General features: G+C 64.6%; 12 protein-coding genes. 7 read left to right on the top strand and 5 right to left on the bottom strand.

Annotation, left to right across the window (positions count from 1 at the left end):
- The first annotated feature begins 224 nt into the window (after positions 1 to 224).
- The 4 genes from XI04_RS16940 to XI04_RS16955 all read left to right on the top strand — a co-directional run bounded on the left by XI04_RS16940 (position 225) and on the right by XI04_RS16955 (position 4,258).
- Positions 225 to 1,889, top strand: a complete 1,665-nt coding sequence (locus XI04_RS16940) for a methyl-accepting chemotaxis protein (RefSeq protein WP_271609236.1) — start codon at positions 225 to 227, stop codon at positions 1,887 to 1,889.
- Positions 1,890 to 1,997: 108 nt separating this feature from the next.
- Positions 1,998 to 2,786 carry an SDR family NAD(P)-dependent oxidoreductase gene (locus tag XI04_RS16945; protein WP_097668348.1) on the top strand — a complete coding sequence of 263 codons (789 nt, stop codon included), beginning with the start codon at positions 1,998 to 2,000 and terminating at the stop codon, positions 2,784 to 2,786.
- Positions 2,787 to 2,914: 128 nt separating this feature from the next.
- Positions 2,915 to 3,352, top strand: a complete 438-nt coding sequence (locus XI04_RS16950) for a hypothetical protein (RefSeq protein WP_028140334.1) — start codon at positions 2,915 to 2,917, stop codon at positions 3,350 to 3,352.
- Positions 3,353 to 3,895: 543 nt separating this feature from the next.
- The gene (locus XI04_RS16955) at positions 3,896 to 4,258 is read left to right on the top strand and encodes a hypothetical protein (RefSeq protein ID WP_028140335.1); all 363 of its coding nucleotides are present in this window, start codon (positions 3,896 to 3,898) and stop codon (positions 4,256 to 4,258) included.
- Between the two features lie 112 nt (positions 4,259 to 4,370).
- Here XI04_RS16955 and XI04_RS16960 read toward each other — a convergent pair whose 3' ends face one another.
- The 4 genes from XI04_RS16960 to XI04_RS16975 all read right to left on the bottom strand — a co-directional run bounded on the left by XI04_RS16960 (position 4,371) and on the right by XI04_RS16975 (position 7,136).
- The gene (locus XI04_RS16960) at positions 4,371 to 4,784 is read right to left on the bottom strand and encodes a VOC family protein (RefSeq protein WP_028140336.1); all 414 of its coding nucleotides are present in this window, start codon (positions 4,782 to 4,784) and stop codon (positions 4,371 to 4,373) included.
- A gap of 30 nt (positions 4,785 to 4,814) precedes the next feature.
- Positions 4,815 to 5,354: an SRPBCC family protein gene (locus tag XI04_RS16965; RefSeq protein WP_271609237.1), complete on the bottom strand. Its 540-nt coding sequence runs from the start codon at positions 5,352 to 5,354 to the stop codon at positions 4,815 to 4,817.
- A gap of 124 nt (positions 5,355 to 5,478) precedes the next feature.
- Entirely contained in the window at positions 5,479 to 6,771 is a 1,293-nt protein-coding gene (locus XI04_RS16970; RefSeq protein ID WP_095426686.1) for an RNA polymerase sigma factor, read from the bottom strand.
- Positions 6,768 to 7,136, bottom strand: coding sequence for a YciI family protein (locus tag XI04_RS16975; RefSeq protein ID WP_028140339.1), 369 nt, complete (start codon positions 7,134 to 7,136; stop codon positions 6,768 to 6,770). Before XI04_RS16975 ends, XI04_RS16970 begins: the two co-directional genes overlap by 4 nt.
- A 142-nt stretch (positions 7,137 to 7,278) precedes the next feature.
- Here XI04_RS16975 and XI04_RS16980 point away from each other — a divergent pair, with 142 nt between their 5' ends.
- Positions 7,279 to 8,244, top strand: a complete 966-nt coding sequence (locus XI04_RS16980; RefSeq protein WP_152103676.1) for a 2-hydroxyacid dehydrogenase — start codon at positions 7,279 to 7,281, stop codon at positions 8,242 to 8,244.
- Positions 8,245 to 8,546: 302 nt separating this feature from the next.
- Positions 8,547 to 10,514, top strand: a complete 1,968-nt coding sequence (locus XI04_RS16985) for a methyl-accepting chemotaxis protein (protein ID WP_271609238.1) — start codon at positions 8,547 to 8,549, stop codon at positions 10,512 to 10,514.
- A 167-nt stretch (positions 10,515 to 10,681) separates the two neighbouring features.
- Here XI04_RS16985 and XI04_RS16990 read toward each other — a convergent pair whose 3' ends face one another.
- On the bottom strand, positions 10,682 to 11,344 hold the full coding sequence (locus XI04_RS16990; protein WP_038948373.1) for a TetR/AcrR family transcriptional regulator: 663 nt from the start codon (positions 11,342 to 11,344) through the stop codon (positions 10,682 to 10,684).
- Between the two features lie 103 nt (positions 11,345 to 11,447).
- Here XI04_RS16990 and XI04_RS16995 point away from each other — a divergent pair, with 103 nt between their 5' ends.
- The gene (locus tag XI04_RS16995; protein WP_271609239.1) at positions 11,448 to 12,092 is read left to right on the top strand and encodes a glutathione binding-like protein; all 645 of its coding nucleotides are present in this window, start codon (positions 11,448 to 11,450) and stop codon (positions 12,090 to 12,092) included.
- The last annotated feature ends 63 nt before the right edge of the window (positions 12,093 to 12,155 follow it).

Genomic DNA, 12,155 nt, shown 5'->3' on the forward strand with positions numbered 1-12,155 from the left:
CTGCGCCCCCGTACAAGTACGGCTCCGCATTGTGAACTCCACCGTGCATATAAACCAAGAGCAGCTGTCAGTTGAAGTAGTTGGCTGTCGCACGCGGACTCGCGGAGCTCGTCGCAGCGTTATTCAGGATTTACCGATGCTCAACGATAGCAATGCAACTTTTCAGCTCAGGGGAAACGGTATGGCGATCCTATCGGATCGCATCCGAGCATTGCGGGGCTTACGTGTTCAATTTCCTGAGCAAGAAGGTCAGGCACGCCATCGCGGAGGTCGAGGCGCTCGACCGGTCGCAGGCGGTCATCGAATTTGGGCTCGACGGCACCATCCTCGATGCCAATGAGAACCTGCTCAAGATGAGCGGCTACACGCTCGCGGAGATCAAGGGCAAGCACCACAGCATCTTCGTCAGCCCGGCCGAGCGCGAAAGCGCCCGCTATCGCGACTTCTGGGCCAGCCTGAACCGCGGCGAGTTCCAGACCACGCAATACAGGCGCTACGGCAAGGACGGCAAAGAGCTCTGGATCCATGCCTCCTACGCGCCGCTGCTCGACGAGACCGGCAAGGTGGTCAGCTTCATCAAGTTCGCCACCGACATCACGGCCTACAAGATGCGGACCATGGAGGACGCGGGGAAGCTCGCGGCGATCAGTCGTGCGCAGGCCATGATCGAGTTCAACATGGACGGCACCATCGTCACCGCCAACGAGAACTTCCTCAAGACGATGGGATACTCGCTCGACGAGATCAAGGGCAAGCACCACTCCATGTTCGTGACGCCGCAGGACCGCGCGGGCTCCGCCTACAAGGATTTCTGGGCGCGGCTGAACCGCGGCCAGTTCGAGGCGGCCGAATACAAGCGGCTCGGCAAGGGGGCCAAGGAAGTCTGGATCCTGGCGACCTATAACCCGATCCTCGACGAGATGGGCAGGCCGCTCAAGGTGGTGAAGTTCGCCACTGACGTCACCGCGCAGAAGATGAAGGCAGCCGACAATGACGGTCAGCTCGCCGCGATCCAGAAGTCGCAAGCGGTGATCGAGTTCAACCTGGACGGCACGATCCGCACCGCCAACGAGAATTTCCTGAAGGCGATGGGCTATTCGCTGGCCGAGATCAAGGGCCAGCACCATTCCATGTTCGTCGAGCCGAACGAGAAGAATTCGGCCGCCTACCGCCAATTCTGGGAAGCGCTCAATCGCGGCGAATACCAGGCGGCCGAATACAAGCGCATCGCCAAGGGCGGCCGCGAGATCTGGATCCAGGCGTCCTACAACCCGATCTTCGATCTCAACGGCCAGCCGTACAAGGTGGTGAAATACGCCACCGACATCACCGCGCAGGCGATCGGCCGCAAGAAGGCCGACAACGCGCGCGGGCTGATCGAGGCGGTCGCCGCCGGCAGCGAAGAGATGAGCGCATCGATCCGCGAAATCTCCGAGACCATGACGAAGTCGCGCGAGACGTCCAAGGTCGCGACCACAAGGGTCGAGTCCGCCGACCTCCAGGCCCAGAAGCTGACGGCCGCCGCACAGGCCATGAGCGGCATCGTCGAGATGATCTCGGGCATCACCAGCCAGATCAATCTGCTCGCGCTCAACGCCACGATTGAATCGGCCCGCGCCGGCGAAGCGGGACGCGGCTTTGCGGTGGTGGCGTCCGAGGTGAAGAACCTCGCGAGCCAGGCCAAGCAGGCGACCGACACGATCACGTCCGAAATCGACGCGCTGAACACAATCTCCGGCGACGTCGCGAGCTCCCTGACCGCGATCAAGGCCGCGATCGCAGGCGTCAACGAGTTCATCGCCTCCACCGCAGCCGCGGTCGAGGAGCAGAGCATCGTGACCGCGGACATGTCGGCCAACATGCAGCGTGCCTCGGCGGAGCTGGCGTAAGGGCGACTTCCCCTCCAGCCCTCGCCTGCCCCTTCCTCGCCAGCATAAAAGCGCAGTAAAAGGAGCCTGCATTCCTGCGCCCATATGCTACTCGAGGACAAATCTCCCATGCCGCAAGCCCCGCAAAAAATCGCTCTCGTCACCGGAGCCGCCCGCGGCATCGGGCTTGCGACCGCGAAGAAGTTCCTTGGCGAGGGCTGGCGCGTGGCGCTGCTCGACATCGAGGGCGAGTTGCTCGGCCGGGCGGTCGCCGAAATCGACCAAAGCGAGGCGACGTTGGCGCTGACCTGCGACGTCTCGGACGCCGCCGCGGTGAGCGATGCAATGGAGGCGGTCGAGCGCCGGTTCGGCCGACTGGATGCACTGGTCAACAATGCCGGCATCGCGGTGTTCGCACCGCTGATGGAGACGTCCGAGACCGATTGGCGCCGCGTGCTCGAGGTCAATCTCACCGGCCCGTTCCTCTGCACCAAGGCCGCGGTTCCCTTGATGCGCGAAGGCCATGGCGGCGCCATCGTCAACATCACCTCGATCTCGGCGGTACGCGCCTCGACGCTGCGCTCGGCCTACGGCACCAGCAAGGCCGGGCTCGCGCACCTGACCAAGCAGCTCGCTGTCGAACTCGCCTCGCTCAACATCCGCGTCAACGCGGTTGCGCCGGGGCCGGTCGACACCGCGATGGCGAAGCAGGTGCATTCCAAGGAGATCCGCGCCGACTATCACGACGCCATTCCGCTCAACCGTTACGGCCTGGAGGAGGAGCTTGCGGAAGCGATCTACTTCCTGTGCTCGGAACGATCGAGCTACATCACCGGTCAAATTTTGGCCGTTGATGGCGGGTTCGATGCGGCGGGTATCGGCCTGCCGACGCTGCGCGGGCAAAGGCGGAACGGGTAGGCACAGTTTCTGTAGGGTGGGCAAAGGCGCTCTTGCGCCGTGCCCACCACGTTCTTCCGGATCTGCGATGCTGAAGGTGGGCACGCTACGCTTTGCCCACCCTACGAAACCGAGTTGGTGGAGAGTTCATGCGACGCGTCACCTCCCTCAAAGCCCTGATCCTCGCATCCGCCCTGCTCGCCGCCGCGCCCGCGTCCGCTGAAATCCGCATCATCCAGTCTCCGGGCGGACAGGTCGGGCCGTTCCTCGATTTGTTCGAGAAGGTGCGCGAGAGCGGCGAGCGCGTGGTGATCGATGGTCCCTGCCTGTCTGCCTGCACGCTGGTGCTGAGCATCGTGCCGGGCGAGCGCATCTGCGTCACCAAGCGCGCCGTGCTCGGCTTCCATGCGGCACGTTCGGTCGACCGGCGCGGGCGCTTTTATGCCGAGCCGGAAGCATCGGTCGCGGTGCTTGCCGCCTATCCCGGCCCAGTGCGCGACTGGATCAGCCGCCGTGGCGGCCTCACTTCGCGGCTACTCTTGCTCAAGGGGCGCGATCTCGCCGCGATCTATCCGCGCTGCCGCTGACGAATGTGGCAGCCGCCACGCATGTGACGTGAATGAGTTCTGTGAACCGCGTCACGTCACATCAAAGGCATTGGCCTGGCCGGCCCGAGGCCACACGGCAGGTTCCCTGTGCTCGCACCCAATGTGCGCACCGGGGTCTCCACGCCATTACACTTTGGCTGCCGTCAATAAAGAGTCTGGATCACCGGCCCCAGCTTCATGCTGACGCAGATAAGCATCCCCCACAGGGCAAAATTGATCTGTAGCGCCGCCGCCATCGGTCGCTCCCCTTCCAAGTGACGTCCACCCCAGCTTTTTAGATTTTGTGAGTCACCAATAGCGATTCTGACGTGCAGATTACAGCCCAATATTGCGTCAATTGTTGTGCGATGCAGTCCGCATGGTTTCACGAAGCGGCCTCACTGCTCCCGCAAGGTGATGCGAATCGCGCGTTCATTCCTCGGCCACGCCGGCCAATCGTTTGCCTTAAGTTCCATTTGACCGACGCGATGCAAGTTTCCCGTGCGGAAGCTTGCGCATTGCGCATCGAACTTTGGGTCCGGCATGATACGACGCGGCTTCATCTTGCTTACTTTCTGCACAGCGCTGCTTGGATGTGCAGTCGCACCGGCGCAGGAGCGCCGCCCGATCGCATGGGATGGCCTCGGCCAGGACCCCAACAAAGGCTCGAACCGCCCGCATGCCGCCAAGCGGCGCGCGACGAACCCCGCGCCCGCGGCAAGTGATCCCAATCAGGAGCGGCAACGAGTGCTCGGCACCTTGCGGCCATACTCGGAGGCGTGGTGGGCGGTCCATGACGAGATCGAAGCCGAGAACGACAAGCAGCTCGGCACCAAGCTCGTGATCTGCCCTCGCTGCGTTCAGCCGCCGCAGCAAAGCGAGGACGCGACCGGATCGATCCGTTGAGCGAGCGCACGACCGATCCGGATATGACGCGATAAATCCAGGCGTCCCCTCTCGCGCGACAGTGCAGAGAGGGGATTGCGGACTCAACAGATCATGCAGGCGGTCGCGCCTGTCACATCCCTTCGGCCGGGCAGTTCACCATCCAGGGAATGCCGAACTTGTCGACGCACATGCCAAAGCCCTTGGCCCAGAACGTCTTGCTGAACGGCATGGTGACGGTGCCGCCATCGGCGAGCGCGTTGAACTTACGCTCGCCATCTGCGGGATCCTTGACCGTGAACGAGATCGAAAAACCTTGTGGCTTGGCGAAATGCTCCGGCGGCGCGTCGGAAGCCATCAGCACGCTGCCGTCGGGCAACGACATTCGCGCGTGCATGATCATCTTCTCGCGGCCGGGCGCGGCGGGCATGTCCGGCGGCGCGTCCGATGACCGCATCATGGCGTCGATCTTGCCGCCCAGGACCTTGGCGTAGAAGTTGAACGCAGCTTCGCAGGTGTCCTGATAGAACAGATAAGCGTTGAGCATCGTTTCTCTCCTCTTCGTTTGCAGTGAGGCTTATTGCTTCTCGGTCAGCTTCTTCAGGCTGGCGAGGCCGGCATCGAAATCCTTGCCGATCATGCCGTCCATGTTGATGAACACCTGCATGATCTTGGACATGAACGGAGCCGGACCGTACATCGCCCATGTGACCAGGGTGGCATCGCCTTGCGGCACAAAGGTGAACTCGGCGGTGTTGTGACCTTCGAACGGCCGCTCGAAATCGAGCTTGATGCGAAGCTTGGACGGCCCCGTCGCCTCGAGGATCTCCATCCGGCCGGCGCCGACATTGTTGTTGCCGTCCCAGGCATAGGTCGCGCCCTTGCCTGCCTCAGATCCACCGAAGGTGCGCTTCATGGCGGGATCGCGGGTCTCATAGGGGGACCAGTTGGTCCAGCGGCGGAAATCGGCGACCTGCGGATAGATCGCACCGGCCTGCGCCTTCACCGCGAGGCTCCGCTCGACGCGGAACGTGTCAGGTTTTGTCAGGGCAAAGGCGAGGACGCCCGCAAGTCCGGCGGCGAGCAGGATGGCGATGACGGCAACGGCTTTCAGCATGAGGAGCTCCGTGGATACGGGCTTAGGACGAACGGGAACGGCGGAGGCCGACACTTGAAGACGAAATTATTCTGCCGTCATTCCGGGGCACCCGAAGGGTAAACCCGGAATGACGCGTGCGGCGTCACTTCACTTTCGCACCCTGCCGCGCGCCAGCCTTCGGCTGGCTGTCCCGGATCAGGCGATCGATGTGCATGCGGATGTGGGCCGCTTCTGCGGACGTGTTGGCAAGCGCGATGGCGCGGTCGAAGGCGACACGCGCCTCCTCGTTGCGGCCGAGCTGCATCAGGAAGGCGCCGCGCACGCCGTAGAAATGGAAGTAGTTGGAGAGCTTCGGCGCAAGCGGCTCGATCAGATCGAGCGCGGCTTGCGGCCCCCGCACCTTGGAGACCGCGACCGCGCGGTTGAGCGTCACCACGGGAGACGGCTGCACAACTTCAAGTGCGCCATAGAGCAGGTCGATCTGCGTCCAGTCGGTCTCCTCCGGCGTCGACGCGCGGGCATGCAGCGCAGCGATCGCGGCCTGGATCTGATAGGGCCCGCTGCGGCGGTGGCGCATCGCCTTGTCGATCAGCGCCAGCCCTTCCGCGATCATGGTGTCATTCCAAAGCGAACGGTCCTGGTCGTCCAGCAGGATCAGCGAACCGTCCGCGGCAAAGCGCGCGGCACTGCGTGCATGCTGCAGCAAGATGAGCGCCGTGAGCCCCATGATCTCCGGCTCGCTCGGAAACAGCCTGAGCAGCAGGCGCCCCAGCCGGATCGCCTCCTCGCAAAGCGGCTTGCGGATCTCCGCGGTGTCGCCGCTCGCCGAATAGCCCTCGTTGAAGATCAAATAAATCATCGCCGCGACACCGGCGAGCCGCTCGGAGCGCTCGATTGCGCCGGGCGCTTCGAACGGCGTCCCGGCTTCCGCGACCTTCGCCTTGGCGCGGGTGATGCGCTGCTCCATCGCCGCGTCCGACACCAGGAAGGCGCGCGCGATCTGCTTCACGGTAAGCCCCGAGACGATGCGCAGCGCCAGCGCGATCTGCTGCGTCGCCGGCAATTGCGGATGGCAGCAGATGAACATCAACCGCAGGATGTCGTCGCGGTAGTGCGAGCCGTCCAGCCGTTCGGCCAGCGCGCCTTCGGCGTCGTCGAGATCGGAGATCGCCTGATCGTCCTCCGGCAGCGGCTGCTGCTTGCGGGTCCGGCGCACCTCGTCGATGGCGGCATTGCGGCCGACCATGATCAGCCAGGCCGCAGGATCGCGCGGCGGTCCGTTCTGCGGCCAGGTCTTGAGCGCGCGCAGGGAGGCGTTCTGGAACGCCTCCTCGGCGGTGTCGAGATCACGGAAATAACGCAGCAGCGCGCCGACCGCCTGGGGGCGCGCCGAGGTCAGCGCGGTCTCGATCCAGGCGGTGTCGGTCTCGCTCACGTCAGGTTTCCTCCGGGCCGGAACACGCCGACGGGACGCACCTCATAGGCGCCGCCGGGATTGGCTGCGCCAAGGTCGCGGGCGACGTCGAGCGCCTCATCGAGATTCTTGCAGTCGACGATGTAGAAGCCGAGCAGCTGCTCCTTGGTCTCGGCATAGGGGCCGTCGAGCACCAGCGGCGGATCTTCCTTGCGCAGGGTCGCCGCTGCCGTGGTCGGCAGCAGCCGCGCGACCGGCCCGAGCCGGCCCTGCTGGGTGAGCTTCTCCTGCACCACGGCGAGCTTCTTCATCACGGCCTCGTCCTGCTCCTTGCTCCAGGAGCCGACAAAGTCCTCATCGTGATAGCAAAGGATTGCATAAAGCATGGGCGACATTTTCCTCGGGTCTTGTTGTGAAGACGATCCACTATGCCCCGGTCCGACAGGACTGCGGAAAAAAATAGCAGGAAAAATCCGGCAGGTCGTGCCAAGGAGGGCCTTCTTGAGCGGAACCGACGAGGCACTTCGAATGACCAAGGGCACACTGGCCGTCCTGATCAACAGCACGCAGCAGAACTGGTTGCCCGAGCGCTGGAAGGCCCGGTTTGACGCTGTCTGCGGCGGCCGCCGTGTGGTGCTGCTGCCGGATTCCACGCTCGATCCCGCCGAGGTGCACTATGCCACGGTGTGGAAGCCGGTGCCCGGCGATCTCGGCGCCTTCCCCAATCTGCGGGCGATCTTCAATCTCGGCGCCGGCGTCGATGCGCTGATGGCGGACAAGAGCCTGCCCGATGTGCCGCTGGTCCGGGTCGCCGTACCCGACCTGACCGGCCGCATGACTGAATATGTCGTGCTGCACGTGCTGATGCATCACCGCCAGGAGCTCTATTTGCGGGACTCGCAGCGTGCAAAACGCTGGGAGCCGAAATATCAATGGCCTGCGAGCGCGGTCACGGTTGGCGTCATGGGGCTCGGCACGTTAGGAGCGGATGCGGCCGACGTGCTGCGCCGGCTCGGCTTCCGCGTCGCCGGCTGGAGCCGCAGCCCGCGCGCGATCGACGGCGTCGAATGCTTCCATGGCTCGGCCCAGATCGATACGTTCCTGCGCGCGACCGATATCCTGGTCTGCCTGCTGCCGCTGACGCCGGAGACGCACGGCATCCTCAACCGCGACGTCTTCACCAAGCTCAACCGCAACAGCCCGCTCGGCGCGCCGGTGCTGATCAATGCCGGCCGCGGGGGCTTGCAGAACGAGGCCGACATCCTCGCCTGCCTCGACGATGGCACGCTGGGCGCCGCCTCGCTCGATGTCTTCGTGCAGGAGCCGCAGCCGGCGGACAGCCGGTTCTGGACCCATCCCAAGGTGGTGCTGACGCCCCACAACGCAGCCGACACCGACGCGGACGCGATCTCGGCCTATGTCGCCGAGCAGATCGCACGGTTCGAGGCCGGCGGCACGCTGGAGAACGTGGTGGACCGGGCCAGGGGCTATTGAGGCGCTCGGAATTTTGCGAACGCTGGTTCTGCAAATTCCGTGTCATCCCCGCGCACGCGGGGATCCATAACCACAGGGTGAAGTTTTGCGAAAAGTCGCAGCTCGGTACTGCGACTGTCTTTACTTGATAGATTCCGCGGTATGGGTCCCCGCGTTCGCGGGGACGACCCGGTTTGTGGGGAGGCAACCGGGCTGGCCTAACGATCGCTCACAACCACAGCGCTCCGCCGGTATCCCGTTCACCCTCTCTTAGCGAGAAGTTGATAAGCGTTGTTAACCAACGCTCAAACAACGAGTCGAACATGCGCGCGAGCCTCGGCCTCAGGATGCGGATCACGGTTGCCCTCGCGGTGACGGCGGCGGCAACCGCCCTGTTTGCGGTGCTCGGGGCGATGTGGATCATCGCGGGGATCATCGACCGCGCCGACCAGCGCGAGCTGCACAGCCATTATGATGCCCTTCAGTCGCGCATCGCCGAGGAATCGCACCGGGCCGCCGCCATGAGCACGGTCGTGGCCGCGATGCCGGCGACGCAGGATGCGATGGCCAAGCAGGACCGCAACGCCCTGATAGCCCTGTTCGGGCCGGTCTTTGCCGCGACCAAATCGGAATACGGCGTCGAGCAGTTCCAGTTCCACGTGGCGCCGGCGACCTCGTTCCTGCGCGTCCACCAGCCCGCCAAGTTCGGCGACGATCTCAGCGGATTCCGCAAGACCGTCGTCGTCGCCAACCAGGATCGCAAGGTCGTGGTCGGCCTCGAAGGCGGCGTCGCCGGGCTCGGCATCCGCGGCGTGGTGCCGATCGCGCAAGGAGCCAAGCAGCTCGGCTCGGTCGAATTCGGCCTGACCTTCGGCCAGTCCTTCCTCGACGATTTCAAGACCAACCGCCATGTCGACGTCGCCTTCCACCTCGCCGACGGCTCGGGCTTCAAGCTGTTCGGCGGCACGCTGAAGGGCAAGAGCTTCTTCGACGCGGCCGATTACGGCCGCGCTACCACAGGCAGCTTCACGGTGAAGCGGGCCAAGCTCGACAATACGCCGGTGGCGGCGCTGCTCGGACCGATCAGGGATTTTTCCGGAAAGCCGCTCGGCGCCGTCGAACTGGTGATGGACAATGCCGATTACGAGGCCTCGGCCGACCGCGCCTGGATGCTCGCGATTGCGATCGCCGCGATCGGGCTCGTGCTTGCCGCCATCGTCGGCTATCTCATCGCCCGCAGCATCTCGCGTCCGATCCTCTCCATCACGTCCGTCATGCGCGAGCTCGCAGACGGCCGGACCGACGTCACCATCCCCGCCAGCAAGGCGAATGACGAAGTCGGGGCGATGGTGAAGGCGGTCGCGGTGTTCCGCGACAACGCCGTCAACTTTGGCAAGCTTCAGGCCGAGCAGCTGGAGGCCAAGGCGCAGTCCGAAGCGGAGAAGCGGCGTGCCTTCGCCGCGCTTGCCGACAATTTCGAGGCCAGCATCCGCGACGTCGTCACCACGGTGTCCTCGGCTGCGGTCGAGATGGAGCATACGGCGCGCTCGATGTCGGCCATCGTCGAGCAATCCCGACAGCAGACCGGCGCCGTATCATCCGCGTCGGCGCTGGCCTCGGAAAATGTGCAGACCGTCGCCGCAGCAGCCGAGGAGTTGTCCTCGTCGATGACCGAGATCAGCCGGCGCCTCGCCCACGCCACCGAAGTGGTGGGCAAGGCCGCGAGCGACGGACGGCGCTCGAACGAGCGCGTGCAGAGCCTGGCGGACGCGGCGCAAAAGATCGGGGACGTCGTCTCCTTCATCAACGGCATCGCGGGCCAGACCAACCTGCTGGCGCTGAACGCGACGATCGAAGCGGCGCGCGCGGGCGAAGCCGGCCGCGGCTTTGCCGTGGTCGCTTCCGAGGTCAAGGCACTGGCGACGCAGACGGCGAAGGCGACCGAGGAGATCGGCGCCCAGGTCAACGCGGTGCAGGGCGAGACATCAGGCGCTGTGGACGGCATCCAGTCGATCTGCGCGACGATCCAGCAAGTCGACGAAATCTCCGCCGCGATCGCCGCAGCCGTCGGCCAGCAGGGCACGGCGACCCAGGAGATCGCACAGAACGTCCAGCAGGCGGCCGCCCGCACCGGCGAGGTCTCGCAGAACATCTCCGGTGTTAGCGCGGGCATCGCCGCAACGGGCACGGCGGCCGAGGAGGTGCTGGGTTCGGCGATCGAGCTGTCGAAGCAGTCGCAGCGACTGCGGGACGAGGTGGATCGCTTCCTCGCGCAGATCCGCGCGGCGTAGTTGAGCGCGGGATCGCGCGACATACTCGCTGTCGTCCCCGCGAAGGCGGGGACCCATAACCCCAGGGAGAAGTTTGTTAGGCGAGCTGGTACCTCCTAGTCTTCGCCAAACACCTCCCTGTGGCTATGGGTCCCGGGCTCGCGCTACGCGCGCCCCGGGACGACAGCCTAACTCTTGGCCCCCACCATCACGTCGATCGCCCCCTTCACGATCGCCTCCAGCTCCTTGCGCGATACACGCGCGCGCGAGCGGATGGCGATGGTGTGGACGGTGGCTGATGCGATCTGCGCCAGCACGACCGGATCGGCGCTCGCCGGCAGCTCGCCGTTCTCCTTGGCGCGGCGGAAGCAGTTTGCAAAGGCCTTGTCGAGCTCGGCGAGACCGTCGAGCACCATGGCGCGAATCTCGGGATCGCCAACGGCTTCTGACGCCGCGGTCACCACCGTAAAGCAGCCGCGCGGACCGGTCTCGCCCGAGAGATAGATGTTCAGCGCGGAGGCGAAGATGCGTTCCAGCCGCTGACGCACCGGCATCTCCTCGCGGAAGATCGCAGCCATGGAAGCCCGCGCATCCTCGCGGTAGCGCTGATAGCTCTTGATGTAGAGCTCCCGCTTGTCGCCGAAGGCGCCGTAAAGGCTCGGGCGGTTCATCCCGGTCGCTTCGCTCAGATCATCGAGCGAGGTCGCGGCAAAACCCTGCCGGCGGAACAGATCCAGCGCCTTGCCGAGCGCGATATCCGGCTGGTAGGCGCGCGGACGGCCGCGGCGCCTAGGTTGGCCGCCGCCCTCGGGTTCATTGGCAGCAGCTGGCGGCTTCGATTTTTGTACCATTTCGCAAACTAATCCTTGACCGATCCCATATTATGCAACATGGTACAAAAATCAATCTGGCCAGGTTGAGCGAAATCTCAGAAATTGCCCAAGGAGGCTACAGATGGATCTCTATTTCTCGCCGCTCGCCTGTTCGATGGCAACCCGTGTCGCGCTGTATGAAGCCGGCGCCGAAGCGAACTATCTCGAGGTCGACCCGCCGACCAAGACCGTGCTGAGCGACGGCTCCGACTTCCGCGCCGTCAATCCGATCGGCCTGGTGCCGACGCTGCGCACCGACGAGGGCGTGGTTCTGACCGAGAACGCGGCAATCCTGCAATACGTCGCCGACCGCTTCCCGCAATCCGGGCTTGGCGCCGCAGAGGGCATCGAGCGCACGCGGCTGCATCAATGGCTGTGCTTCATCGGTACCGAACTTCACAAGGGCCTCTTCATCCCGGTGCTCGATCGCAAGGCCCCGCAGGAGACCAAGGCCTATGCCCTCGAGAAGAACCTGTCGCGGCTCGACTATCTCGACAACTACCTGAAGGGGCGCGACTTCCTGCTCGACCATTTCAGCGTTGCCGACGCCTATCTGGTCACGGTCATCAACTGGACCATGGCAACGCCGCCGATCGAGCTCGCGAAATGGCCAAAGGTGAAGGCCTATTACGAGCGCCTGCGCCAGCGGCCGTCGGTCGCGAAGGCGGTTGCAGAAGAGTTCGAGCTGTACAAGGCCGAGCTCGCGCGCAAGAAGGCGGCGGCCTAGGCCGAGCCGAACACCCCTTCGCTCTTGCTCGCGCAAGTCGTCCCGGTCGACAAGCCGGGACGA

Origin of the sequence: Bradyrhizobium sp. CCBAU 11430 (genome assembly GCF_028128855.1) — a bacterium.
GTDB lineage: Bacteria > Pseudomonadota > Alphaproteobacteria > Rhizobiales > Xanthobacteraceae > Bradyrhizobium > Bradyrhizobium ottawaense.

Excerpts from the sequence above, each read along its gene's own strand:
- XI04_RS16995 (WP_271609239.1), top strand. The coding sequence starts at position 11,448 with ATGGATCTCTATTTCTCGCCGCTCGCCTGTTCGATGGCAACCCGTGTC.
- XI04_RS16985 (WP_271609238.1), top strand. The coding sequence starts at position 8,547 with ATGCGCGCGAGCCTCGGCCTCAGGATGCGGATCACGGTTGCCCTCGCG.
- XI04_RS16950 (WP_028140334.1), top strand. The coding sequence starts at position 2,915 with ATGCGACGCGTCACCTCCCTCAAAGCCCTGATCCTCGCATCCGCCCTG.
- XI04_RS16945 (WP_097668348.1), top strand. The coding sequence starts at position 1,998 with ATGCCGCAAGCCCCGCAAAAAATCGCTCTCGTCACCGGAGCCGCCCGC.
- XI04_RS16965 (WP_271609237.1), bottom strand. The coding sequence starts at position 5,354 with ATGCTGAAAGCCGTTGCCGTCATCGCCATCCTGCTCGCCGCCGGACTT.
- XI04_RS16955 (WP_028140335.1), top strand. The coding sequence starts at position 3,896 with ATGATACGACGCGGCTTCATCTTGCTTACTTTCTGCACAGCGCTGCTT.
- XI04_RS16980 (WP_152103676.1), top strand. The coding sequence starts at position 7,279 with ATGACCAAGGGCACACTGGCCGTCCTGATCAACAGCACGCAGCAGAAC.
- XI04_RS16975 (WP_028140339.1), bottom strand. The coding sequence starts at position 7,136 with ATGCTTTATGCAATCCTTTGCTATCACGATGAGGACTTTGTCGGCTCC.
- XI04_RS16960 (WP_028140336.1), bottom strand. The coding sequence starts at position 4,784 with ATGCTCAACGCTTATCTGTTCTATCAGGACACCTGCGAAGCTGCGTTC.
- XI04_RS16990 (WP_038948373.1), bottom strand. The coding sequence starts at position 11,344 with ATGGTACAAAAATCGAAGCCGCCAGCTGCTGCCAATGAACCCGAGGGC.